Consider the following 24,253-nt stretch of genomic DNA (forward strand, 5'->3'; position numbering starts at 1 on the left):
GACTGGACCCCGGAGCCACCCCGGCCGACGGCAGGGAGCTCCGGTCCAGACGACGAAGGCCAGCAGGGCGAGCGAGCAACAGCAGGAGGCGGTTCCGGTGAAGATCCGGGTGGAGCGCGATGTACTCGCGGAGGCGGTGGCCTGGGTGGCCCGCAGCCTCCCGGCCCGTCCGCCGGCGCCCGTTCTCGCGGGCCTTCTGCTGAAGGCCGAGGACGGAGCCCTCTCCTTCTCCAGCTTCGACTACGAGGTCTCGGCCAAGGTCTCCGTGGACGCGGAGGTCGACGAGGACGGCACGGTGCTCGTCTCCGGCCGGCTGCTCGCCGACATCTGCCGCGCCCTCCCCAACCGTCCGGTGGAGATCTCCACGGATGGTGTACGGGCCACGGTGGTCTGCGGCTCCTCACGCTTCACCCTCCACACACTGCCTGTGGAGGAGTACCCGGCGCTGCCGCAGATGCCGACCGCCACCGGCACCGTCCCCGGTGAGGTCTTCGCCTCGGCCGCCGCCCAGGTAGCCATCGCCGCGGGCCGCGATGACACGCTGCCGGTGCTGACCGGTGTGCGCATCGAGATCGAGGGCGACACCGTCACCCTCGCCTCCACCGACCGCTACCGCTTCGCGGTCCGCGAGTTCCTCTGGAAGCCGGAGGACCCGGAGGCCTCCGCGGTCGCCCTGGTGCCCGCCAAGACGCTCCTGGACACCGCCAAGGCGCTCACCAGCGGTGACACGGTCACCCTGGCGCTCTCCGGCTCCGGCGCCGGTGAGGGGCTGATCGGTTTCGAGGGCGCGGGACGCACGACGACCACCCGGCTGCTCGAAGGCGACCTGCCGAAGTACCGCACGCTCTTCCCCACCGAGTTCAACTCGGTCGCGGTCATCGAGACGGCCCCCTTCGTCGAGGCCGTCAAGCGTGTGGCCCTGGTCGCCGAGCGCAACACCCCGGTCCGGCTCAGCTTCGAGCAGGGCGTGCTCATCCTGGAGGCCGGTTCCAGCGACGACGCACAGGCTGTGGAGCGCGTCGACGCGGTGCTGGAGGGCGACGACATCTCGATCGCCTTCAACCCGACGTTCCTGCTGGACGGTCTGAGCGCGATCGACTCCCCGGTCGCCCAGCTCTCCTTCACCACGTCCACCAAGCCCGCCCTGCTCAGCGGGCGCCCGGCCGTGGACGCCGAGGCCGACGACGCGTACAAGTACCTGATCATGCCGGTGCGTCTCTCCGGCTGACCGAGTTGTCACCGGTAGGCCCGTCCGGCGCGGAGCGGGCCCACCGCGCTGTCCCGGCCGTGCGCCGCCCCGCCGGGCGTAGGCTCGGTCCTGGGCGGCACCCGCCCCGAAGCTATCGCCACGACGCTTAAGGAAATCTCTGATGGAGCTCGGTCTCGTCGGCCTCGGCAAGATGGGCGGCAACATGCGCGAGCGCATCCGCCGCGCAGGCCACACCGTCATCGGTTACGACCGCAACCCGGATGTCGCCGATGTCCACAGTCTCGAAGAGCTTGTGGGCAAGCTGAAGGGCCCGCGGGTCGTCTGGGTCATGGTCCCGGCCGGAGCCGCGACCCAGTCCACCATCGACGAGCTCGCCGAGCTGCTCTCGCCCGGCGACGTCGTCGTCGACGGCGGGAACTCGCGCTGGACCGACGACGAGAAGCACGCCGTCGAGCTGGGCCTCAAGGAGATCGGCTTCGTCGACTGCGGCGTCTCCGGCGGCGTCTGGGGCCTGGAGAACGGCTATGCCCTGATGTACGGCGGCAGCCAGGAGAACGTGGCGAAGGTCCAGCCGATCTTCGACGCGCTCAAGCCCGAGGGCGACTTCGGCTCCGTCCACGCGGGCAAGGTCGGCGCCGGCCACTTCGCGAAGATGGTCCACAACGGCATCGAGTACGCCATGATGCAGGCCTACGCCGAGGGCTGGGAGCTGCTGGAGAAGGTCGACTCCGTCACCGACGTACGCGAGGTCTTCCGCTCCTGGCAGGAGGGCACGGTCATCCGTTCCTGGCTCCTCGACCTCGCGGTCAACGCCCTGGACGACGACGAGCACCTGGAGAAGCTCCGGGGCTTCGCCGCCGACTCCGGTGAGGGCCGCTGGACGGTGGAGGCCGCGATCGACAACGCGGTGCCGCTGCCCGCGATCACGGCGTCCCTGTTCGCGCGGTTCGCCTCGCGCCAGGACGACTCGCCGCAGATGAAGATGATCGCCGCGCTGCGCAACCAGTTCGGCGGCCACGCGGTCGAGTCCAAGTCCGAGAACTGACCGGACCGCCGGCGGCGCGTCGGTAGCGAAACAACCAGCGAAGCACCACCGGGAGAGGTCGGCCACCATGCACGTCACCCATCTCTCGCTGGCCGACTTCCGCTCGTACGCCCGGGTCGAGGTCCCTCTCGACCCGGGCGTCACCGCGTTCGTGGGGCCCAACGGGCAGGGCAAGACCAACCTCGTCGAGGCGATCGGCTATCTCGCCACCCTCGGCAGCCACCGCGTCTCCTCGGACGCGCCGCTGGTGCGGATGGGCGCCGAGCGGGCCGTGATCCGGGCGGCGGTGACGCAGGGCGAGCGCTCGCAGCTGATCGAGCTGGAGCTGAATCCCGGCCGCGCCAACCGGGCCCGTATCAACCGGTCCTCGCAGGTCAGACCGCGTGATGTGCTCGGGATCGTACGGACGGTGCTGTTCGCGCCGGAGGATCTGGCCCTGGTCAAGGGCGATCCCGGGGAGCGGCGGCGGTTCCTGGACGAGCTGGTCACCGCGCGCTCGCCCCGGATGGCCGGGGTCCGCTCCGACTACGAGCGCGTCCTGAAGCAGCGCAACACCCTGCTGAAGTCCGCCGCCATGGCCCGTCGCCACGGCGGCCGCTCCATGGATCTGTCGACGCTCGAAGTCTGGGACCAGCACCTGGGCCGGGTCGGCGCCGAGCTGCTCGCGCAGCGCCTCGACCTGATCGCCACGCTCCAGCCGCTGGCCGACAAGGCGTACGGGGACGTGGCGCCGGGTGGTGGCCCGGTGGCGCTGGAGTACCGCAGCTCGGTCGGCGAGGACGTGGCGGCGGGCCGGACCCGCGAGGAGCTGTACGAGCAGCTGATCGCGGCGCTCGCCGGGGTCCGCAAGCAGGAGATCGAGCGCGGGGTGACGCTGGTGGGGCCGCACCGGGACGACCTGCTGCTCGGCCTTCGGTCGATGCCCGCGAAGGGGTACGCGAGCCATGGCGAGTCCTGGAGCTACGCGCTGGCGCTGCGGCTGGCCAGTTACGAGCTGCTGCGCGCCGAGGGCAATGAGCCGGTTCTCGTCCTGGACGACGTCTTCGCCGAGCTGGACGCCCGCCGCCGCGAGCGGCTGGCGGAGCTGGTGGCGCCGGGCGAGCAGGTGCTGGTGACGGCCGCGGTGGCGGAGGACGTGCCGGCCGTGCTGGCGGGCGCGCGGTACGCGGTGACGGCGGGCGAGGTGGCCCGCGCATGACCGGCCGCGACGAGGAGCCCGGGGGCGCTTTCGGTGGTACGGGGCGCGCGGACGGGACCGCGAGCGGTACGGGGCCCGCGGCCCGTGGTGACGGCGGATCCGGTGGTACGCCGGAGGCCGCCGGGAGCCCCAAGCCGCCCGAGGTCTCCGGCGTCGACCTCGCCCGGGTCGCGCTGCGGGCGGCGAAGGAGCAGGCCAAGGCGCGTGGCGCGGCGGCCCAGCAGAAGAAGCAGGCCAGGCGCGGCGGCGGGCTGCGCTCCGGGGCCCGCTCGGACGGCCGGGATCCGCAGCCGCTGGGTTCCGCCATCGACCGGCTGATCACCGAGCGCGGCTGGGAGACGCCGGCGGCGGTGGGCGGCGTGATGGGCCGGTGGCCGCAGATCGTGGGCGACGATCTGGCCAATCACTGTGTGCCGCTGCGGTACGACGAGGATCCGGCCGCGCGGGTGCTCACTGTGAGCTGCGACTCCACGGCGTGGGCGACCCAGCTGCGGCTGCTGGCCCCTCAGCTGGTGGCCCGGCTCAACGCGGATCTGGGCCAGGGCACCGTACGGATGATCAAGGTGGTCGGTCCCGGCGGCCCGGAGCGCCGGTTCGGGCCGCTGCGGGCGCCCGGCAGCAAGGGGCCCGGCGACACCTACGGGTGAGGGCCCGGCTGGACACCGTACGGACTGTTGAACCCCTCTGAGCTGCACTTCTGGCTGAAACTTGTCGTGTTCCTGATGCCTGCGCGAGGGGCTGGGGGTCGTCCGGTGATGCCGGTTCGGCGGGGTTCGTACCGGCGGAAACCGTCAGGTGCGGGCGGAGCGTCCCTCACCGTAGCGGGAGGTTGACAGGCCGAAGCGCTCAATGCCCGTCAGGGCCTCTTGGAGCCCCTCCCTGAATATGGGGAGTCGTCAACCGCTGATTCAGGGCGGCACATGCGTACTCAGGTACCGGCAAACCCCCATTCATGTCAGTGCTACCGGTAGACTGGTGAGTAATCCCGCCGCTGAGGCGGGAGTCGTCGATACAAGCCGAACGACGCAGCCGCTCCCGCCTGTCCGGAAGACGGCCTGTGCTGTGCCAGAAAGGGCGCTTCGTGGCCGATTCCGGCAACCCCAACGAGAACACTCCGTCCACAGCCGAGGAGTCGGGCGAGGTCACCCCCACCGCCTACGACGCCAGCGCGATCACCGTGCTGGAAGGGCTGGACGCGGTCCGCAAGCGGCCTGGCATGTACATCGGCTCGACCGGTGAGCGCGGCCTGCACCACCTCGTGCAGGAGGTCGTCGACAACTCGGTCGACGAGGCCATGGCCGGCCACGCGGACACGATCGACGTCACGATCCTCGCCGACGGCGGCGTGCGCGTGATCGACAACGGCCGGGGCATCCCGGTCGACATCGTGCCGTCCGAAGGCAAGCCGGCCGTCGAGGTCGTCCTCACCGTGCTGCACGCGGGCGGCAAGTTCGGCGGCGGCGGGTACGCCGTCTCCGGCGGTCTGCACGGCGTCGGTGTCTCCGTCGTCAACGCGCTGTCCACGCGCGTCGCGGTGGAGGTCAGGCGCGACGGGTACCGCTGGACCCAGGACTACAAGCTCGGTGTCCCGACCGCTCCGCTGGCCAAGCACGAGGCCACCGACGAGTCCGGCACGACGGTCACCTTCTGGGCCGACGGGGACATCTTCGAGACCACCGAGTACAGCTTCGAGACCCTCTCGCGCCGCTTCCAGGAGATGGCGTTCCTCAACAAGGGCCTCACCCTCAAGCTGACCGACGAGCGTGAGTCGGCGAAGGCCACGGCGGGCGCCGACAGCGCCGAGGCCGTCGAGGTGCCCGAGGAGGAGACGACCCGCACCGTCACGTACCACTACGAGAACGGCATCGTCGACTTCGTCAAGTACCTCAACTCCCGCAAGGGCGACGTCATCCACCAGTCGGTGATCGACATCGAGGCCGAGGACAAGGACCGTCTCCTCTCGGCCGAGATCGCCATGCAGTGGAACACGCAGTACACCGAAGGCGTCTACTCCTTCGCCAACGCGATCCACACGCACGAGGGCGGTACCCACGAGGAGGGCTTCCGCGCCGCGCTGACCTCCCTGGTCAACCGGTACGCGCGCGAGAAGAAGCTGCTGCGCGAGAAGGACGACAACCTCACCGGCGAGGACGTACGCGAGGGTCTCACCGCGATCATCTCGGTGAAGCTGGGCGAGCCGCAGTTCGAGGGCCAGACGAAGACCAAGCTGGGCAACACGGAGGCCAAGACCTTCGTGCAGAAGGTCGTCCACGAGCAGCTGACGGACTGGTTCGACCGCAACCCCAACGAGGCGGCCGACATCATCCGCAAGGGCATCGCCGCCTCGACCGCCCGCGTGGCGGCCCGCAAGGCGCGTGACCTGACGCGGCGCAAGGGGCTCCTGGAGAGCGCCTCGCTGCCGGGCAAGCTCAGCGACTGCCAGTCGAACGACCCCACCAAGTGCGAGATCTTCATCGTCGAGGGTGACTCCGCCGGCGGTTCGGCGAAGTCCGGCCGCAACCCGATGTACCAGGCGATCCTGCCCATCCGCGGCAAGATCCTGAACGTCGAGAAGGCCCGGATCGACAAGATCCTGCAGAACACCGAGGTGCAGGCGCTGATCTCGGCCTTCGGCACCGGGGTCCACGAGGACTTCGACATCGACAAGCTCCGCTATCACAAGATCATTCTGATGGCGGACGCCGACGTCGACGGCCAGCACATCAACACCCTGCTGCTGACGTTCCTCTTCCGCTTCATGCGGCCGCTGGTCGAGCAGGGCAACGTCTACCTCTCGCGCCCGCCGCTCTACAAGATCAAGTGGGGCCGGGACGACTTCGAGTACGCGTACTCGGACCGGGAGCGCGACGCGCTCGTGGCGCTCGGCAAGCAGAACGGCAAGCGGATCAAGGAAGACTCGATCCAGCGCTTCAAGGGCCTCGGCGAGATGAACGCCGAAGAGCTGCGCGTCACCACCATGGACGTCGACCACCGGGTCCTCGGCCAGGTCACGCTGGACGACGCGGCGCAGGCCGACGACCTGTTCTCGGTGCTCATGGGTGAGGACGTCGAGGCACGGCGCTCGTTCATCCAGCGCAACGCCAAGGACGTCCGTTTCCTCGACATCTGAGTCGGCCGTACCCGCCACGCCGCAGCTCGAAAGGACTTTGACCAGCAATGGCCGACGAGAACACCCCTGTGACACCTGAACCCGCGACGCCCGAGGAAGTCACCGTCCCCGGTGTGGGCATGCGTGTCGAGCCCGTCGGGCTCGAGACGGAGATGCAGCGCTCCTATCTCGATTACGCGATGTCCGTCATCGTCTCGCGTGCGCTGCCCGACGTACGGGACGGCCTCAAGCCCGTCCACCGCCGGGTGCTGTACGCGATGTACGACGGCGGGTACCGCCCCGAGAAGGGGTTCTACAAGTGCGCCCGCGTCGTCGGCGACGTCATGGGTACGTACCACCCGCACGGCGACTCCTCCATCTACGACGCCCTGGTGCGCCTCGCGCAGCCGTGGTCGCTGCGGATGCCGCTGGTGGACTCCAACGGCAACTTCGGTTCCCCGGGCAACGACCCGGCCGCCGCCATGCGGTACACCGAGTGCAAGATGATGCCGCTGTCCATGGAGATGGTCCGGGACATCGACGAGGAGACCGTCGACTTCCAGGACAACTACGACGGCCGCAACCAGGAGCCGACTGTCCTGCCGGCGCGGTTCCCGAACCTGCTGGTCAACGGCTCCGCCGGGATCGCGGTCGGCATGGCGACCAACATCCCGCCGCACAACCTGCGCGAGGTCGCCGCCGGCGCCCAGTGGTATCTGGAGCACCCGGAGGCCTCGCACGAGGAGCTGCTGGACGCGCTGATCGAGCGCATCAAGGGCCCGGACTTCCCGACCGGCGCGCTGGTCGTGGGCCGCAAGGGCATCGAGGAGGCGTACCGCACCGGGCGCGGCTCCATCACGATGCGCGCGGTCGTCGCGGTCGAGGAGATCCAGGGCCGCCAGTGCCTGGTCGTCACCGAGCTGCCGTTCCAGACCAACCCCGACAACCTCGCGCAGAAGATCGCCGACCTGGTCAAGGACGGCAAGGTCGGCGGCATCGCGGACGTCCGCGACGAGACCTCCTCGCGTACCGGCCAGCGCCTGGTCGTCGTCCTCAAGCGGGACGCGGTCGCCAAGGTCGTACTGAACAACCTGTACAAGCACACCGACCTCCAGACGAACTTCGGCGCCAACATGCTGGCGCTGGTCGACGGAGTCCCGCGCACGCTCTCGATCGACGCGTTCATCCGCCACTGGGTGACGCACCAGATCGAGGTCATCGTCCGGCGTACGAGGTTCCGGCTGCGCAAGGCAGAGGAGCGGGCGCACATCCTGCGCGGCCTGCTGAAGGCCCTGAACGCCATCGACGAGGTCATCGCCCTCATCCGGCGCTCCAACACCGTGGAGATCGCGCGTGAGGGCCTGATGGGCCTGCTGGAGATCGACGAGCTCCAGGCGAACGCGATCCTGGAGATGCAGCTGCGCCGGCTGGCCGCGCTGGAGCACCAGAAGATCACCGCCGAGCACGACGAGCTCCAGGCGAAGATCAACGAGTACAACGAGATCCTGGCCTCGCCGGCCAAGCAGCGCCAGATCGTCAGCGAGGAACTGGCCGCGATCGTCGAGAAGTTCGGCGACGACCGGCGCTCCCAGCTGGTGCCCTTCGACGGTGACATGTCCATCGAGGACCTGATCGCCGAGGAGGACATCGTCGTCACGATCTCCCGCAGCGGCTACGTGAAGCGCACGAAGACGGACGACTACCGCTCCCAGAAGCGCGGCGGCAAGGGCGTGCGCGGGACGAAGCTCAAGGAAGACGACATCGTCGACCACTTCTTCGTCTCGACGACGCACCACTGGCTGCTGTTCTTCACCAACAAGGGCCGGGTGTACCGGGCCAAGGCGTACGAGCTCCCGGACGCCGGCCGGGACGCGCGCGGCCAGCACGTCGCCAACCTGCTGGCCTTCCAGCCGGACGAGAAGATCGCGCAGATCCTGGCGATCCGCGACTACGAGGCCGTGCCGTACCTGATCCTCGCGACGAAGGGCGGTCTGGTGAAGAAGACCGCGCTCAAGGACTACGACTCACCGCGCTCGGGCGGCGTCATCGCGATCAACCTGCGCGAGATGCCGGAGGGCGGCGACGACGAGCTGATCGGCGCCGAGCTGGTGTCGGCGGAGGACGATCTGCTGCTCATCAGCAAGAAGGCGCAGTCGATCAGGTTCACCGCGACGGACGACGCGCTGCGGCCGATGGGCCGGGCCACCTCGGGTGTCAAGGGCATGAGTTTCCGCGAGGGAGACGAACTGCTCTCGATGAATGTCGTCCGGCCCGGTACGTTCGTCTTCACCGCTACCGACGGCGGGTACGCCAAGCGCACCCCCGTCGACGAGTACCGCGTCCAGGGCCGCGGCGGCCTCGGCATCAAGGCTGCCAAGATCGTCGAGGACCGGGGCTCGCTCGTCGGTGCGCTGGTGGTCGAGGAGACGGACGAGATCCTCGCCATCACGCTCGGCGGTGGTGTGATTCGTACGCGAGTCAATGAAGTCAGGGAGACGGGCCGTGACACCATGGGCGTCCAACTGATCAATCTGGGCAAGCGGGATGCCGTCGTCGGCATCGCGCGCAATGCCGAGGCCGGTCGTGAGGCGGAAGAGGTCGATGGGGCCGATGATGCCGAGGGCGAGACGGCCGAGGTCCACGCCGAGAGCGTGGTAGAGGGCACTGTCGAGGGCACGGAGCCTTCGACCGGGGAGCACGAGGAGTAGAGCGTGAGTGGAGCCACGGGCGCCGGTTCGGCCGCTTCCGGAGCAGGAGCGAACGGTGCCCGTGGCCCTGCCACGGACTCCCAAGGGGGCACTGTGACAGACACACGAGGGCCTCAGCCCCAGTACGAGGGTTACGCGACCGGGCCGCTGCCCGGCGAGCGTGAGCCCGCACCGGGGCCGTCGGGGCCGTACCACCCGCCTCAGGCGTACCAGAGGCCCGGCGGGGGCACCCAGGGCGGCCAGCAGGGCCCCGGGCAGGGCGGGGGCACACTCGGCGGCGTGCAGGCGACGCGCAAGCCGCGCACGGGGGCGCGGACCACTCCGCGTACCCGCAAGGCCCGGCTGCGGGTGGCCAAGGCCGACCCGTGGTCGGTGATGAAGGTCAGCTTCCTGCTGTCGATCGCGCTGGGCATCTGCACGGTGGTGGCGGCGGCGATCCTGTGGATGGTGATGGACGCGATGGGCGTCTTCACCACGGTGGGCGGCACGATCAGCGAGGCGACCGGCTCGAACGAGAGCAACGGCTTCGACCTGCAGTCGTTCCTCTCGCTGCCGCGCGTGCTCATCTTCACCTCGGTCATCGCCGTGATCGACGTGGTGCTGGCCACCGCGCTGGCGACGCTGGGCGCCTTCATCTACAACCTGTCGGCGGGCTTCGTCGGCGGCGTCGAGCTCACGCTGGCCGAGGACGAGTAGCTCGCCGGGTATCGATTTTGGGACTGGCCCCGACGTGCGCTAATCTTCAGAAGTCAGCGCGGAGCAGCACAGCGCGGCGGGGCTATAGCTCAGTTGGTTAGAGCGCATCCCTGATAAGGATGAGGCCACAGGTTCAAATCCTGTTAGCCCCACCAGCACGAAGGCCCCTCACCGGGAACGGTGGGGGGCCTTTGACATCTACGGCTGACATCAGCCGATCAGTGGATCTTCCAGGAGTTCCGCGAGCATCGTCACGGCCTCCCGCTCACCGTCGCCCACCACGTGGGTGTAGACGTCCATCGTCATGCTGATCTGGCTGTGCCGGAGGATCGCCTGGGCGACCTTGGGGTGCACCTTCAGGAACGCCAGCAGGGTGCCGCAGGTGTGCCGAGCGAGCCGCACCGTGATCCGGCGGACTCCGGCCCGCTTCACGAGCGCGTTGAAGCTCCGGGAGAAGCCCACGGGGTCGATCAGCCCGCCACGCTCCGACGAGAAGATCAGGTCCTGCCCCGGCTCCTGGCTCCAGCCTTCGCCCACGATCCGCCGTTCGAGGTCCTGGAGCTCCCGACGCTCCTCCAGGGCGCGGGCGCAGAACTCCGGCAGCGGAAGCACGGCGTGCGAGGACTCCGTCTTGAGGTCCTTGAGGACCAGGCCGACACCCTTCACCCGCTGTACCTGCTTGAGCGGCGTGAACTGGCGCTGATCGAAGTCGATGTCCTGCCAGCGCAGCCCCAGCACCTCACTGCGACGCAGGCCGAGGACGAGCACCAGCACGCAGGCCGCGTAGAGCCGGTGGGCCCGAGCGGACCGAAGGAACGTGATGGCCTCCCGCGCGTTCCACGGCTTCGCCTCCTTCTTCGTCACCTTTGGCATGTCCACCAGCTCGGCCACGTTCCGCGTCAGCAGCTCTTCGCGGACGGCCCGGTTCAACGCGTTCCGCAGGACCCGCAGCACCTCGAAGCGGGCGGCCGGCGGAACCTCCGTGCGCTTCAGCTCGGCCATGAACGAGCGGAGCTGAGCCGGAGTCAGCCGAACCAGCGGCTTCTTGCCCAGGTGGGGGACCAGGTACAGCCGTACCTTGGACTCGTACTTCACGTACGTGTTGTGCTCCCGGTTCGGCTTCACGATGTGCTCAAGCCAGTAGGCCAGCCACTCACCGAGCGACCAGGTCCGCGACGGCACCGGCACCCCGTTGCGCTCCTGCTCCTGGAGCTTGCCCAGCTTCTCGGCCGCCTCGTCGTACGTCGAGCCGTACACGAACCTCCGCACCCGGTGCCCGTCAGTGTTGGTCACGTACGCGGCGCCCTGATAGCGCCCGTCCTTCCGCCTGGTAACGGTGCCCCCGCCATTGGGACGACGCCTCGCCATCAGGCAGCCTCCTCAAGACGGGACGCGAGGAACGCCCGGAGACCGTCAGCCGGGATACGGCGGCTGGAGCCGATCGTCAGCGAGGGCAGGCGCCGCGTACGGATCAGGTCGTAGACGGTGGTCCGGCCGACCTTGAGCCGGGCCATCACCTCAGGCACCGTCAGCAGCTCGTCAGACATCCCAACCACCTCCGTCAAGATCTTCGAGTTCGGCGCGTGCTTCGCGGGCGGTGGTGCGGCCGGTCTGGATGTCGCGGGCGATGGTGGCGGCGAGCCAGGATTCGCCGGGGGTGTGGCCGTGCCCGGCGTAGGTCCAGTGAGCGATCACGAGGGTGGGTTCCTGCGCGTCCTCCAAAACCTCGGGGAGCCCGTGCACCTCGCGGTCCTGACGGGCCCGGTAGTCGGCCCTCACCTGGCGCAGCGCGCCGAGAGTGGTGGAGTAGCGGCGCGACTTGGTGGAGAAGTGGCCGCGGAAGCCAAGCATGTGCGACCAGTGGGCGAGGAGGCGTTCGGGATAGGCCGCGTCGAGGTTCCAGCAGGCTTCGATGAGGCGACGGGTGTGGTCGGGCAGGGCGGGGAGCTTGTCGAGTTCGGCGCGTTCTCCGATCCGGCGGTCGATAGTGCCGGTGGTCTCGGCGGCCTTGGTCGCGTACTTCGCCACATAGGATGCGACGGCCTGTTCGGTCAGGTCCTCATGGCCGAGTGCGCCGATTGGCTGCACGTCGACCTGGGTGCCCCAGCGAAGTTCGCGTTCGGGGAGAACGCCGGCGGGCGGGACGGTGACCGCGACCCGTGTGGCTGCGGCGCGGATGCTGTCGCCCAGGAGTGGCACCGTCGCCCAAGCCGGGGGCGATGTGTTGGGGCCCTCGGGGCCGTCCAGGCGCAAGACCGCGTGGAAGTGGATCGTGCCGCGCTTCTGGAACTCTGCGACCTTGCCGAAGGAGACCCGGCACACGTCGGCCAGGGCCCGTTGCGAAAGTCCCGCGCGAGAGGCGATCTCCCGGCGCAGGTAGATGGTGAAGCGCTGCCAGAGCTGCCCAGCGTGGTTGTTCCAGAGGACCGCGCCCGCGTAGTCGTAGCGGCCCGGGGTCAGGGCTGTGCCGAGGGCGGAGTCGTTCTCGGGGTGCTGGGCACCGCAGCGGCAGCGGCCGGAATCAGGACGGTTGTGGACCGGGCCGAAACTGGGGGCGGTGAGCGTCGCGAAGACGCGGGGGTGGTTCCGGACGGTAACGGGGATCTTCTTGTGGTCGTCCCCCGTGATTCCGGCACGGATCAGGTGGAAGGTATCTCCCGCGTAGGTCCAGGCGCAGGCCGGACAGCGCGAGGCACGACGGTTGCCGCAGGCCACGCGTAAGCGGCCCCCAGGCTCCGCCTCGGTCGAGTAGGAGTAGAGGGTCTCGGTGGTCGCCTTATCCTTGGTGATCGTCCAACCCTGGAGATGGATCGGGTCGGAGCACCCACCGGTACGGCGGACCTGTTCCTGCCAGCGGTCGAAGCCCGGAGTATTTGCTACCCGCAGCATGTCCGCCAGTGTCAGCGGGGCGACCCCGACCACTGCCGCCACATCAGCGACAGCAGCCGGGGCGATCGGCAGACGTGTCACGCGGCCACCCCCTGGAGCCCGGACGCGCGAGCAGGGGCGTGAGTGGGGCACGGGGCGTAGAAGGGGCAGTCGTCGTCCTCGTACGTGGCTACGACCCATCCGGTGAGGCCGTCGTCCAAGGGCCATCCGTCGATGTGGCAGTCACATACCGGACTGGTACCGTGCTCGGCTCCCGTGCAGATGCAGGGGATCAGCGTGCCTACGAAACCGGTCTGCGAACCGTCCGAGTCGATATCGACGGCGGTGCCCTTGCAGTCCTGGCAGATGTGCTTGTCATGGGCAGTGAGCGTGGACTTCGCACCAAGGTGCGTGGGGATGAGCGTCGCAGGCATGATGGAACTTCCCTTCACTGGGACGGGAGCGGCACATCTGCTTGGCGGTAGGGGTGCCGCTCCCGGCATGACCAGACCCTTCACTTGACATCTCTAGAGAACTAGAGATGTATAGAGATGTCAACGGTCTTGTCTTCCCACTCCCCTGTTTGAGCCGCGCGGAGTGGGAAGGCGCACCGCGAGTCGACTCGCGCGGGGCACAGAATCGGCTGGTAAGAGGTGCGAGGCGACTCACGCACCTAGTTGTCCCGTGAGTGCCTAGCGGGCCTAAGCTGTCTAGAGAGGAGAGGACCCCATTGATGGCCACCCAAGCAAGCGGCCGCGAGCCCAAGTACCAGCGGATCGCCAACGAACTGAAGGCGAAGATCCGTTCAGGCGAGTTCGCTCCGGGGGACCGCCTGCCTGGCGAGAACGACCTCATGGCGAAGTACGATGTGGCGCGAATGACAGCCCGGCAGGCTTTGAGCGTGCTCCAGAGCGAGGGCCTCGCCGAGGCACGGAAGGGCGCAGGTGTCTTCGTCCGTTCCTTCCAGCCGTTGAGGCGTCGAGGTATTCAGCGACTGGCGCGGGAGCAGTGGGGATCCGGGCGCTCAGTCTGGGAGGCGGACCTCGGAGGCCGAGACTTGGTGGTGGATCAGGTTGAGGTGACAGAGGGGCCCGCGTCGGAGATCGCATCGCGAGTGCTGGCCATGGGGGAGGGGGAGAACACATGCATCAGGAGTCGGCGGTTCGTCTTGGACGGCAAGCCGGTGTTGCTGGCAACTTCGTACCTTCCCGCAACTCTGGTCGCAGGCTCGGCGATCACTCAGCAGGACACGGGTCCTGGAGGGACCTACGCGCGACTGGCTGAACTGGGCCATAAGCCGGTCCACTTCCGCGAAGAGATCCGTTCGCGCATGCCTTTTCCCGAGGAGTCGGCGAAGTTGAGCCTTCCGGCTGGCACACCCGTGATGATCATTTGCCGGACTGCGTTCGCGGAGGACGGCCGCCCCGTCGAGGTCAACGAGATGGTTTTGGACGCGGCCGCCTACGTCCTGGAGTACGACTTCGACGCCTGAGCGCGACCCGGGCGTTAGAGGTTTCCCTACTTCATCAAGGCACCCGGCTGCGCTCCGCTCCGCCGGGCGCGCTTCCCGGCTCTGGCTGCGCCCGCGCTCCTGCCTTCGGCCCGCTTGGCGCTGCCGCCGCCGACGCGCGCCCGCAGTGGATAGGCCCGTGGGGCATGAGTCGAGAACCAAGCCCGCGGCTTCAAGAGGATGCCTCCGGCGGGGGCGCTCAGACTCCGGGATGGGAGGGGCGCCGTTTGCGAGTGCCGGCCGGAGCGGGGCGAGCGTCGTGGGGCTCCCATCCCGACCACCTTCGACCCAGGCAGAGCCGAGCAGTCGCGGCCCAGGGCGTCAAGGTCGTTCGTACAGTGGCGCGCTCCACCTTGACGCCCTGAACCACGACCGCTCCACGATGTGTGGGTCGAAGGCGGACGGGATGGGAGCCGGGGCGAGTGGTGGGCGAGGCTGAATAGGCGCTGCGGGAAAGATCTTCGTGCAGAGTTGAAGATCTTTCTCGTGCACAGTCGGTGGATGGCATGCATGCAGGTCAGAGCGCTAGCGCTACCGCATCAACAGGACTGTGCACACCTTTGTCCCCCGCTTCATACACAGATTTCGGTCAATTACCCACAGTTTCATAGGTAGTTGTCCACAGGGGCTGTGGATAAGCAGCTTGGCCGACGGGCCGTCACATGCCACGATCAGGCGAGCACTACAGACGGTAATGACCGCATGAGCGGTTCAACTGCCGTGCCTTGACGTCGACTTGACGGCCGGGCAACGCAAAGGGCGCCCGAGATTCTTTGGCGAGAGTCGGGCGCCCCAGAGGAACCAAGGAAGAATCATGACTGCCCAGGCCCTCAGCGTCCTGCTTCCCGAAGCAAGCGGACGCACACTTTGGACTGTCGCACAGAGCGGAGTGAGCCGCAATCTCCTCATTTTGTTGGGAGCCGTTGCCGGATGTGTGATCAACGGTGACACCGCCACGTCCATCCTCCGGCAGGCGACCTGGCTGGTGGTCGTCCTGATCGTCTTTACGGTGATTCGGATCGTCGAGACCCGGGTGCGTCGCCGTGGAGGTGGCGCAGGTCGTCCTCCTGGTGACATCAGCGTCTGACACCAACGGGAGCGAACGGCATCGGTCTGCGGCGAACGTCAAACCGCCCTATTCAGCGGGTGTCGCTCGCTTCGTCCCTGTCTGCCTTGCTGGTGGACCGACCTGATAAGGATGAGGCCACAGGTTCAAATCCTGTTAGCCCCACCAGCACGAAGACCCCTCACCGGAGACGGTGGGGGGTCTTTCGCGTGGCGGTGCTCTGGTCAGCTTGCGGCGTCCAGCGGCTCTCCGTACCGGACCTCGTCGACGGTCACCTCGCACTCGTCCAGCCCGGCTGTGATTCGCGTAGCCGATGGTCAGCTTGAACGGCTCCCCTACCCCCCGGCCTGCCGAGGATCTGCGCGCCCGGCGGGGCACAGGGTCCTCCCATGGTTGTCCGGCCCTTCGTGTGCCGCTCGTCGGCGGTTCCGGGCACACGAAAAGGGCCCCCGGCCGGTGTGAACCGGCCAGGGGCCCCGGAGTGCGGTGGGCCGGCGGGGTCAGGGGGGCGGGGCCGGGGTGTCGCTCTCCGGGGCCGTGTGGTGGGAGGCGGCGGTGGTGCGGGTCGCGGACGTCGGGTCGGCCGCGAGGTGGCGGGTGGCCGGGGAGGAGCCGTGGGCCTCGGCCCGGATGCGCTGCTTCATCGTGGGCGGCAGGGCCCGGTCACGCGGAAGGGTCCATCGCACCGAGGGGGCGAGCGGGGTTGCCGCCGTGGCACCCGCGTGCTCGTGGGTCGTGGTGCTCGGCTGCGTGGTGGCGTTCGTGGCGTTCGCGGCGTTCGCGGTGGCGGTGGCGAGGCCCAGCGACGCCAGCAGGGCGAAGAAGGCGGTGATGAAGGCGGTCCAGATGCTCTTGGGCTGGAAGGTGCTCATGGCCCCTCGCTTTCGGGTGGTCCGGTTGCTGACTTCTCCGATCATGTGGATCCGGGCCGCTTTTTCGGGGAGCGACGCCCGCACTGCGCCGATCTTCGGATTAACACCACTCGTATGGTGCAACCGGGGCTGACGGACCGTCCGGAGCGCGTTACGGGGGTCGTCGCGGGCCCTGCCGAGGCGCCGGGGGCGGGCCGCAGTTGGGTTCCAGGCAGGTCACCGATCGGTATCGGCCGGTGTGTATAGTCGGCGACAGAAGGCCCCTATTCCAAGGAAAGACGAGGTCGCGCGGTGAAGAAGCTTCTCCTGGTCGCACTGGCTGCCATCGGCGGGCTCCTCGTGTACCGCCAGATCCAGGCGGATCGCGCCGAGCAGGACCTGTGGACGGAGGCGACCGACTCCGTGCCCGCAGGTTCGGGTGTGTGAGACGGCACAGTCTGTTACGGGCCCCGGTCGCTGAGCGGCCGGGGCTTCGTGCTGTCCGGGGGCGGGTGGGGGCGGCCGTGGGGATGTCCGTGCGCGCGGGTGCGCTGTTGCGGGACCGTGACGGCGGCTGTCTTGAGTTCACCTGAGCAAATCAGTAGCTTGCTGGAGCAAATGCACTGAGCGGTCCCCCGGGGGCGGCAGTCGCGGCTGATACCTGGACAAGCCCGGCAATCCGGCTCCGGCCGGAGACAGCAGTGGTGCGGCCGGGGCAGGATGGACCGGCATTGCGGCCATGGTGACGACGAGGGGGAGTGCGTGAAGAGGCAGCGCAACAGGGGGCGGGCGATGCTGGCGGCACTCGCCGCGATGTGCGCCGTGGCGGCGCTGCCCGGGCAGGCGTACGCGGACGGCCCACCGGCGTACGCCTTCGATCCCGGCGCGAAGAACGTGCAGGGTGCGGAGCGCAATGCCGAAGCCTCGGTCCTGCAGCCGGGCGCCGTGTACCGCAGCTCCATCTCGCCGGGCGAGCAGCTCTACTACCGGGTGAAGCTCGACAGCCTCACCGACGCCTATGTCTCGGCGGTCGCGGTGCCGAAGAGTGGCGGCTCGGTGGAGTACGGCGACGGGATCACCGTCAGCATCCGGGATCTCAACGACTCCCGGTGCAGCTCCAACCAGACCACCTTCGGCTCGGGCGAGATGCCGCGGCCGATCGCCGCGTACGCGCACCGGACCATCGGCAAGGGGTCGAGCACCACCTGCAAGGAGGCCGGGACCTACGACGTCCTCGTCGAGCGTGAGAGCGAGCCCGAATCCAGCCCCGAGGCCTGGAATCTGGAGCTCCGCTTCGTCGAGGAGCCCGCGTTGGGGAGCGGCGGGCCGACGGAGACCACCGGGCCGAAGGACTGGCCCTCCGCCACGCCCGCACCGCTGGACGTCGAGGCGCAGAAGCGTACGGGCGGCAGCAGTTACTACGACGCCACCAGCCTGAAGACCGGTGAGTGGATCGACGAGATCGCGCCCGGTCAGACCCGCTTCTACCGGGTGCCGGTGGACTGGGGGCAGCAGATCTACGCCTCCGCCGTGCTCAGCAACACCACGGTCGAATCAACGGAGTTCATCGGCAACGCGCTCACCCTGTCGCTGGACAACCCGGCCCAGGGGCACATCACCGACACCTCCCTCTCGTACTCCGGGAAGTCCGCGAGCACGGCGCTGAAACCGCTGCCTCCGGTGGCGTACCGCAACCGGTACGACTACAGCTCGCAGGTCAGCACGCTGCGCTTCGCCGGCTGGTACTACCTGTCGGTGACGCTCAGCCCGAAGGTCGCCGAGAGTTACGGCAAGGACCCGATCGCGCTGACGATGTCGGTCCAGGTGAAGAACGAGCCCGGCCGGTCGCCGTACGACGGTGACCCCGGGATCTTCGCGGTGACCGAGAAGGACAAGGAGCTGGCACAGAGCGGCGACAGCGCTCCGAAGGCGGCGAAGAGCGCGACGATGCAGGTCGTCGCGGCGGGAGCGCTCGGGACGGGCGCCGTGCTGGTGCTCGGCCTCGGCGCCTGGACGCTGCTGGCCCGCCGCCGCGTGGCCGCCGCGGGCGGTCCCGGTCAGGCCCACGAGCAGCAACCGCCGTTCGGTGGACCGCCGCAGCAGGGCCGGTAGGGGGCCGCCCTTACATCTGGGTCAGCGCCCAGATGCCGACCGCGAAGCAGATCAGCGCCACCACCAGCACCGGGACCGCCACCTTCGGGGGCGGTCCCGGCCGCGTCTGCCGCACGGGAGCGGCGGCAGGGGCGTGCGCCGGAGCGTGGGCGGCGAAGGAGTGCGGTGGCGGCTGGTGTTGCTGCTGGTCGGTGTACGGGCGGGTCGCCGAAGTGTCGTGCGGTACGCCGGAGGCCGGCGCCTGGGAGGGGGCCGGGGCGCCGACGGCGTACGGGGGTGGTGTGACGGGCGCTTGGGCGGGCGTGGGCTGGGGGAACTGGGGCTGTGGCTGGGCCTGTTGCGGCTGCGACGGGGGCGCCAGGTGGAAGCTGCCGGTCTCCGACATGGAGACGGGCGGCGGGGGCGAGGCGGGCCGCTGAGGCCCCTGGGAGGGCTGAGGCTCCAGGGACGCCTGGGACGACGGCTGGGCGGCCTTCACGGGGCCGTCGGGGCCGAACCCCGCGGGCAGCGGCCCGATCTGGTCGAAGACCTCCACCGGCTCGTCGTCGAGGCCGGGCTCGGGCAGCATCTCGACCGCCGCGGTGAGGGCCTTGCGCGCTCCCGTCGCCGTACGGAACCGGGCCTGCGGGTCCGGCTGCAGCAGCCCGGCGAGCACCTGCCAGAGCGGCTCGGGGATGCCGTCGGGGGCGCCCGGGGTGCCGTGGGCGGCGAAGTGCTCGACGAGCGCCTGGGAGTCGGGCTTCTGGCCCTGGAGGAGGTAGAGGGCGACGAGGCCGACCGCGAAGAGGTCCGCCGGGAAGTCGGGCTCGGCGCCCATCATCTGCTCGGGTGCGAAGTAACCGGGCGTGCCGACCACGTAGTTGGTCTCGGTCAGCCGGGGCTCGCCCTTGCGCATCGAGATGCCGAAGTCGGAGAGGCGCAGATGCGGGCGGCCCGTTCCGGTGGCCTCCATCAGGATGTTGGCCGGCTTGATGTCGCGGTGCACCACCCCTTCGGCGTGCACCGTGGAGAGCCCGGAGAGCAGCTGGTCCAGGAGCAGGCAGACGAAGCGCGGCGGCAACGGGCCGTAGTCGCCTATGACATGGGCGAGCGAACCACCGCTCACCAGGTCCATGGTGAACAGGACCTTGTCGTCGTCGGCGGCCCAGCTCGCCGGGGCCAGGACATGGGGGTGCTCGATGCGCAGCGCCTGCTCGCGGACGAAGCGCAGCAGCGTGTGCGCGTCGCTCTGCTGCAGGACCTTGGCCGCGACGTACCTGCGGCGCCGGTGGTCCCAGGCCCGCCAGACGGCGCCGACCCCACCACGTCCGATCGGATCGATCAGCTCGTACCGACCGGCGAAGACCTCACCCATTGCGCTGTGCCCGCTCCCAGTTCGTGTTCATCGCCCGCGATCCTGCGGGGACCAGGGACCCGGCCGTGCGAGGCCCTGGCTCCGTCGTGCTCCCGAACCGCTAGCTCTGGTGTCCCTCGTAGTGCGCGACCGCGTCCGCGGTGCGGCCGGCTCCGTACACCCGGAGGAACTCTGCCAGTTCCGGGTGGGTCGGGGCGAGGGCGTCGGCGGCATCGATGATGTCGCCGGCCGCCGAGACCGACCTGAGGAGCGACTGGATCTCGCGCACCACACGGCGGACGGTGGGGGCGCCGCCGGTCGAGGTGGTCTGGCCGGTACCGGTCAGGACGGAGCCGCCCTGCGACTTCTTGATCTCCTCCATCCGGTCGGTGGCCTCGCCCGCGCTGACGCTGCCGTCCGCCACCTGGCTCGACAGCTCCTGAAGTGCCTGGACGCGCTGGACGACCGCCGGGTTCCCGATCTTGGCGCGCTGACCGCTCATCAGCTGCGAAAGCATCGGGGCGGAGAGCCCGAGAACCGCGGCGAGCCGTGCCTGGTTCAGGCCGAGATCGTCGATCAGCCGACGGAAGAGCGCCCCCAGCGGCTCCCCGTACCAACTGCGCTGAAGCTCCCTGGCTCTTGCCGTCGCCTCTTGCTGCGCTGCGTCCATTGCGTCTCCCCTTCGCTGCGGCTTCGCTGCTGCGAACCTCGTCGAGCATCTTACGGAGCGTGGTCGTCCACCGGGAGTCCTATCCTTTTGCAAGATTGGGCGGAGCACCCGGTAGTCTGGTCTGCGACGGTTGCCGTAGCACGGACGTGTTCGGCGATGTCCTTGTTTGCTGTGTTTCGGGGCCTTAGCTCAGTTGGTAGAGCGCTGCCTTTGCAAGGCAGATGTCAGGAGTTCGAATCTCCTAGGCTCCACATCGATGAACACCCTCCGACCTACGCGATGTAGGGCGGAGGGTGTTCTCTGTTTCCGGGGCCCGGGGCCCGGGTCCCGGGCGCGGGCCCCGGGGTGGCCCGACGCTCGGCGCTGAGCACAAGCAAAGCGGCCCGCCGAGCCGTCATGCGGAGGGCGTCGGAGGCTGCACGTCGTCCAGGTTGATGCACTTCGTGTATGCCTTCACGGGCTTGACCAGCACGGACAGGTCGACCAGGACGTCGTCCACGGCGGCGATGTCGTCGGAGACCACGGCCTCCACGGCCGGGTCGCGGCCGTAGGTGACGACCATCTTCCCGTCGTCCTCCGAGCGGTCCTCGCGGAAGACCCAGTCCACGCCGTCGACGGTCGCGCACGGGTCGGTGGTCGGGACGGGCAGTTCGACGCCGCAGCGCAGCACGATCGCGTTCTCGCCCCAGACCGCGACCCCGGGGCGGTCGGTGAAGGTCAGGTCCTGGCCGCCGAGGCGGTCCGGGTAGCGGTCGGCGAGCTGCTCGCAGGCCGCGTCGCCGGCGTGCGGTGCGGCGGTGACGCCTTCGCCCGGGGAGTCCGCGCCGCACGAGACCAGGACTCCGGCGGTCAGGGCACAGGCCGCCGCCACGACGACAGCCCTGCGCGGCCGGGGGATGCGCACCACAGGAAGGACCTTTCGCGAGGACGGGGGCGGTCCGTGCTCACGCCGGCCCCTCGTGGATCAGTGTGTCACCCGGACGGCGGTCGACCGCGGGCGAGGGCGGCAGCCGTAAAGGGGCCGCACGGGTTGAAAGAGCCGCCCTCGGGGACAGACCTGCCGTCGTGGAAAGGGCCGCACGTGCGGAAAAGAGGAGAACGCCGGTTCCCACTGGGCCCGTGAGGGCTTGTGGGAACCGGCGTTCTCCTCTTCTGTGTGCGGTTACGGGACCGACGGCCTCAGGGGCGGTCGTCGAGGCCCGGGGTGTCGCCGCCTGCCTCGGCCTCGGCCTGCTTGGCCTTGACCTCCGGGTCGAGCACGGCCTGGCCGCTGCCGTCCACCGAGCTCAGCGGCGAACGCTCGTCGCCCACCTCGGTGGCCACCGGCGGCTCGACCAGCCAGTCCGGGTTGGCCTGCTTGTCCCACCAGCGCCAGGCGGCGTAGGCGCCACCGGCGAGGACACCCAGCACCAGGAGACCCTTGGTCGCCCGGCCGGCCCTGGCCCGCCGCTCGTGCTTGCGGGCCAGCTTCTGGATCTCCTTGGCCGTGACGTTGCTCCGCAGTGCGGCCAGCGCGGCGGAGCTCCGGGCGGTCGCCTGCTCGGCGACCGGCACGGCCACCGCCTTGGCGTGCTCGACGCGCGGCGCGGTGTAGTCGGCGGCGGTCCTGGCGGCCTTCCGGGTCGAGTGCGCCGCACGCTGCGCGGCCTCGTCGACCTTCGGCGGCACATGGGCCAGGGCCTGTTCGAGGCGCGGCGCGAGGTGGGACTCGTACTGGACACGGGCCTGCTTGGCGGCCTTCGTCACCTTGGGCGCGAGCTGGACACGGGCCTCGTGGGCGTACAGTGCAGCCTGCTTCTTGGCCGTGTCGGCGTACGGCGCCACCACTTCCGCGGCGTGCTGCGCGCTGTCCCTGGCCGAGTCGGTTGCGGCGCGCACGCTGTCGATGCGGGTCACGGGATCCTCCTCCTTGGTGGCGGGTAGGTACTCCGCCTTTCCGCCCAATTCGAAATCATGCCTGTCGCGGCCATGACCGGCACTCGGGACGAGCATCCGGGGCATGATCGCTTTTTCTTCCATAACGGTTCAAGCCGGTAAAAAGGTGCACGTGAAGTCTGCCGACGACAATGCCACGGTTCGGCGGTGAACGCGCCGTTCCACCAGGCATCCGGCCGTACGTTTCCCGGTCCGTGGGAGGATCGGCGGACGTCAGTGAAGGATGAGGGAAGGCAGACCGTGGCCGAGCAGCTTTACGCCACCTTGAAGACCAACCGGGGCGACATCGAGATCCGGCTGCTGCCGAACCACGCCCCCAAGACGGTGAAGAACTTCGTCGAGCTGGCCACCGGGCAGCGCGAGTGGACCAACCCCGCGACCGGCGAGAAGTCCACGAACCCGCTGTACGACGGGACGGTCTTCCACCGCGTCATCAGCGGGTTCATGATCCAGGGCGGCGACCCGCTGGGCAACGGCACCGGTGGCCCGGGCTACAAGTTCCCCGACGAGTTCCACCCGGACCTCGCCTTCACCAAGCCGTACCTGCTGGCCATGGCCAACGCGGGCCCCGGGACCAACGGTTCGCAGTTCTTCCTGACCGTCGCGCCCACCGCCTGGCTGACCAACAAGCACACCATCTTCGGCGAGGTCGCGGACGACGCGAGCCGCAAGGTCGTCGACGCCATCGCGGCCACCGGGACCAACCCGCGTACCGACCGCCCGCTCCAGGACGTCGTGATCGAGTCGGTCGCCGTCGAGACCCGCTGACGTCCCGCTCCGCCGGGAACCAACCGCCCCGCCCGTCCGTACTGTTACATAGCGGACCAGCGGGGCGGCCGTGTGTCGCGGCGCCCGGGGTGAGACCGAGAGGCAGGCCAGGACCGATGGACCAGCAGCCGCCGGCGGACCGGGGCGCACCGGAGAACGGCCAGGCCGTGCCGGTCTGCTACCGCCACCCCGACCGGGAGACCGGGATCAGCTGCACGCGCTGCGAGCGGCCGATCTGCACCGAGTGCATGGTCAGCGCCTCCGTCGGCTTCCAGTGCCCCGACTGCGTACGCCAGGGCTCGGGCACCGGCCACCACCCGGCCGCGAGCATGCCCCGCACGCTGGCCGGCGGCACCGTGGCCGCCGATCCGCGGCTGGTCACCAAGATCCTGCTCGGCATCAATCTCGCGGTCTTCGTCCTGGTCGCGGCCGCTCCGGAGTCCCTGCTCAACGATCTGGTGCTGCTCGGCCGGGCCTGGGACCCGACGCCGCCGCCGGGCTCGGTCGAAGGCATCGCCGAGGGCCAGTGGTACCGCCTGGTGACCTCGATGTTCCTGCACCAGGAGGTGTGGCACATCGGGTTCAACATGCTGGGTCTGTGGTGGCTCGGCGGACCGCTGGAGGCCGCGCTCGGCCGCGTACGCTATCTCGCGCTCTACCTGCTCTCCGGGCTGGCCGGCAGCGCCCTGACCTATCTGATCGCCGCGCCGAACCAGCCGTCGCTGGGCGCCTCCGGTGCGATCTTCGGCCTGCTGGGTGCCACCGCGGTGCTGATGCGCCGGATGAACTACGACATGCGGCCGGTGCTGATCCTGCTGGCGCTGAACCTGGTCTTCACCTTCACCATGGGCGGCATCGCGTGGGAGGCCCATGTGGGCGGTCTCGTCGCGGGCGTGCTGATCGCCATAGGGCTGGTGCACGCGCCGCGCGAGCGCCGTACGGCGGTGCAGGCCGGGACCTGTGCGCTGGTGCTGCTGGCGTCGGTGGCGATCATCATCGCCCGCACGATGTCCCTGAGCTGAGCCGGCTGATGTCCCCGAGCTGAGCCGCTCCGAAGAGGGCTCCGCCCCCAGGACAGGGCTCAGTTGTCCACAGTGAGTGCCCGACCTTGTGCATGGCAAGGGGAACATCTGTGCCCACCGTCGCTGAGCTGGGTTTTTCCCGCTGAAATACG

At 69.3% G+C, this 24,253-nt stretch carries 22 protein-coding genes and 2 tRNA genes; 15 read left to right on the top strand and 9 right to left on the bottom strand.

What is annotated here, in order from left to right; all coding sequences use genetic code 11:
* Window positions 1–97: 97 nt before the first annotated feature.
* The 8 genes from dnaN (at window position 98) to ACIRR8_RS09720 (ending at window position 10,121) form a co-directional block, all read left to right on the top strand.
* Window positions 98–1,228 (top strand): DNA polymerase III subunit beta, encoded by a 1,131-nt coding sequence (gene dnaN, locus ACIRR8_RS09685; protein WP_015609839.1) that lies wholly within the window; start codon window positions 98–100, stop codon window positions 1,226–1,228.
* 142 nt (window positions 1,229–1,370) lie between these two features.
* A complete protein-coding gene (gene gnd, locus ACIRR8_RS09690) occupies window positions 1,371–2,255 on the top strand; it encodes a phosphogluconate dehydrogenase (NAD(+)-dependent, decarboxylating) (protein WP_404061292.1) in 885 nt (294 codons plus the stop codon).
* A 67-nt stretch (window positions 2,256–2,322) separates the two neighbouring features.
* Window positions 2,323–3,453, top strand: a complete 1,131-nt coding sequence (recF, locus tag ACIRR8_RS09695) for a DNA replication/repair protein RecF (protein WP_404061295.1) — start codon at window positions 2,323–2,325, stop codon at window positions 3,451–3,453.
* Window positions 3,450–4,100: a DUF721 domain-containing protein gene (locus ACIRR8_RS09700; protein WP_404061298.1), complete on the top strand. Its 651-nt coding sequence runs from the start codon at window positions 3,450–3,452 to the stop codon at window positions 4,098–4,100. The genes recF and ACIRR8_RS09700 overlap by 4 nt, the downstream gene beginning before the upstream one ends.
* 410 nt (window positions 4,101–4,510) lie before the next feature.
* The gene (gyrB, locus tag ACIRR8_RS09705; protein WP_404061301.1) at window positions 4,511–6,583 is read left to right on the top strand and encodes a DNA topoisomerase (ATP-hydrolyzing) subunit B; all 2,073 of its coding nucleotides are present in this window, start codon (window positions 4,511–4,513) and stop codon (window positions 6,581–6,583) included.
* Between the two features lie 47 nt (window positions 6,584–6,630).
* Complete coding sequence (gyrA, locus tag ACIRR8_RS09710; protein ID WP_404061304.1) at window positions 6,631–9,270, top strand: DNA gyrase subunit A; 2,640 nt, start codon at window positions 6,631–6,633, stop codon at window positions 9,268–9,270.
* A 93-nt stretch (window positions 9,271–9,363) separates the two neighbouring features.
* On the top strand, window positions 9,364–9,966 hold the full coding sequence (locus ACIRR8_RS09715; protein ID WP_404061307.1) for a DUF3566 domain-containing protein: 603 nt from the start codon (window positions 9,364–9,366) through the stop codon (window positions 9,964–9,966).
* Between the two features lie 78 nt (window positions 9,967–10,044).
* Window positions 10,045–10,121, top strand: a tRNA-Ile gene (locus ACIRR8_RS09720).
* A 55-nt stretch (window positions 10,122–10,176) separates the two neighbouring features.
* Here ACIRR8_RS09720 and ACIRR8_RS09725 read toward each other — a convergent pair.
* From ACIRR8_RS09725 to ACIRR8_RS09740, 4 genes are all read right to left on the bottom strand, one after another.
* Window positions 10,177–11,259: a tyrosine-type recombinase/integrase gene (locus tag ACIRR8_RS09725; RefSeq protein WP_404061310.1), complete on the bottom strand. Its 1,083-nt coding sequence runs from the start codon at window positions 11,257–11,259 to the stop codon at window positions 10,177–10,179.
* Window positions 11,260–11,333: 74 nt separating this feature from the next.
* The gene (locus ACIRR8_RS09730) at window positions 11,334–11,513 is read right to left on the bottom strand and encodes a helix-turn-helix domain-containing protein (RefSeq protein ID WP_030120440.1); all 180 of its coding nucleotides are present in this window, start codon (window positions 11,511–11,513) and stop codon (window positions 11,334–11,336) included.
* Window positions 11,506–12,855 carry a replication initiator protein RepSA gene (gene repSA / locus ACIRR8_RS09735; RefSeq protein ID WP_404062539.1) on the bottom strand — a complete coding sequence of 450 codons (1,350 nt, stop codon included), beginning with the start codon at window positions 12,853–12,855 and terminating at the stop codon, window positions 11,506–11,508. The genes ACIRR8_RS09730 and repSA overlap by 8 nt, the downstream gene beginning before the upstream one ends.
* Window positions 12,856–12,932: 77 nt before the next feature.
* Window positions 12,933–13,268 (bottom strand): hypothetical protein, encoded by a 336-nt coding sequence (locus ACIRR8_RS09740; protein ID WP_404061314.1) that lies wholly within the window; start codon window positions 13,266–13,268, stop codon window positions 12,933–12,935.
* Between the two features lie 299 nt (window positions 13,269–13,567).
* Between ACIRR8_RS09740 and ACIRR8_RS09745 the strand changes: the two genes are divergently transcribed.
* Window positions 13,568–14,326: a GntR family transcriptional regulator gene (locus ACIRR8_RS09745; protein ID WP_404061317.1), complete on the top strand. Its 759-nt coding sequence runs from the start codon at window positions 13,568–13,570 to the stop codon at window positions 14,324–14,326.
* An 832-nt stretch (window positions 14,327–15,158) separates the two neighbouring features.
* Entirely contained in the window at window positions 15,159–15,431 is a 273-nt protein-coding gene (locus ACIRR8_RS09750) for a hypothetical protein (RefSeq protein WP_078580529.1), read from the top strand.
* A 479-nt stretch (window positions 15,432–15,910) separates the two neighbouring features.
* Here ACIRR8_RS09750 and ACIRR8_RS09755 read toward each other — a convergent pair whose 3' ends face one another.
* Entirely contained in the window at window positions 15,911–16,282 is a 372-nt protein-coding gene (locus tag ACIRR8_RS09755; RefSeq protein ID WP_404061321.1) for a DUF6344 domain-containing protein, read from the bottom strand.
* A 291-nt stretch (window positions 16,283–16,573) separates the two neighbouring features.
* Here ACIRR8_RS09755 and ACIRR8_RS09760 point away from each other — a divergent pair, with 291 nt between their 5' ends.
* Window positions 16,574–16,708, top strand: coding sequence for a DLW-39 family protein (locus tag ACIRR8_RS09760; RefSeq protein ID WP_003958712.1), 135 nt, complete (start codon window positions 16,574–16,576; stop codon window positions 16,706–16,708).
* Between the two features lie 345 nt (window positions 16,709–17,053).
* Complete coding sequence (locus ACIRR8_RS09765; protein ID WP_404062541.1) at window positions 17,054–18,373, top strand: hypothetical protein; 1,320 nt, start codon at window positions 17,054–17,056, stop codon at window positions 18,371–18,373.
* A 10-nt stretch (window positions 18,374–18,383) separates the two neighbouring features.
* Here ACIRR8_RS09765 and ACIRR8_RS09770 read toward each other — a convergent pair whose 3' ends face one another.
* Together ACIRR8_RS09770 and ACIRR8_RS09775 are read right to left on the bottom strand one after the other, a co-directional pair.
* Window positions 18,384–19,727, bottom strand: coding sequence for a serine/threonine-protein kinase (locus tag ACIRR8_RS09770; RefSeq protein WP_404061324.1), 1,344 nt, complete (start codon window positions 19,725–19,727; stop codon window positions 18,384–18,386).
* A gap of 100 nt (window positions 19,728–19,827) precedes the next feature.
* Window positions 19,828–20,376, bottom strand: coding sequence for a DNA-binding protein (locus tag ACIRR8_RS09775; protein WP_073875146.1), 549 nt, complete (start codon window positions 20,374–20,376; stop codon window positions 19,828–19,830).
* Between the two features lie 178 nt (window positions 20,377–20,554).
* Between ACIRR8_RS09775 and ACIRR8_RS09780 the strand changes: the two genes are divergently transcribed.
* Window positions 20,555–20,627: transfer RNA gene (locus tag ACIRR8_RS09780), tRNA-Ala, on the top strand.
* A 143-nt stretch (window positions 20,628–20,770) separates the two neighbouring features.
* On the opposite strand, the gene ACIRR8_RS09785 is transcribed toward ACIRR8_RS09780, so the two are convergent.
* Window positions 20,771–21,283 carry a DUF3515 family protein gene (locus ACIRR8_RS09785; protein ID WP_404061327.1) on the bottom strand — a complete coding sequence of 171 codons (513 nt, stop codon included), beginning with the start codon at window positions 21,281–21,283 and terminating at the stop codon, window positions 20,771–20,773.
* A gap of 272 nt (window positions 21,284–21,555) precedes the next feature.
* Complete coding sequence (locus tag ACIRR8_RS09790) at window positions 21,556–22,272, bottom strand: DUF5324 family protein (RefSeq protein ID WP_404061330.1); 717 nt, start codon at window positions 22,270–22,272, stop codon at window positions 21,556–21,558.
* A gap of 279 nt (window positions 22,273–22,551) precedes the next feature.
* On the opposite strand from ACIRR8_RS09790, the gene ACIRR8_RS09795 reads away from it, so the two are divergent.
* Window positions 22,552–23,079 carry a peptidylprolyl isomerase gene (locus ACIRR8_RS09795; RefSeq protein WP_404061333.1) on the top strand — a complete coding sequence of 176 codons (528 nt, stop codon included), beginning with the start codon at window positions 22,552–22,554 and terminating at the stop codon, window positions 23,077–23,079.
* A gap of 116 nt (window positions 23,080–23,195) precedes the next feature.
* Window positions 23,196–24,101 carry a rhomboid family intramembrane serine protease gene (locus ACIRR8_RS09800; protein WP_404061336.1) on the top strand — a complete coding sequence of 302 codons (906 nt, stop codon included), beginning with the start codon at window positions 23,196–23,198 and terminating at the stop codon, window positions 24,099–24,101.
* The last annotated feature ends 152 nt before the right edge of the window (window positions 24,102–24,253 follow it).

The sequence above is a fragment of the Streptomyces sp. NPDC101178 genome, from assembly GCF_044767965.1.
Taxonomy (GTDB): domain Bacteria; phylum Actinomycetota; class Actinomycetes; order Streptomycetales; family Streptomycetaceae; genus Streptomyces.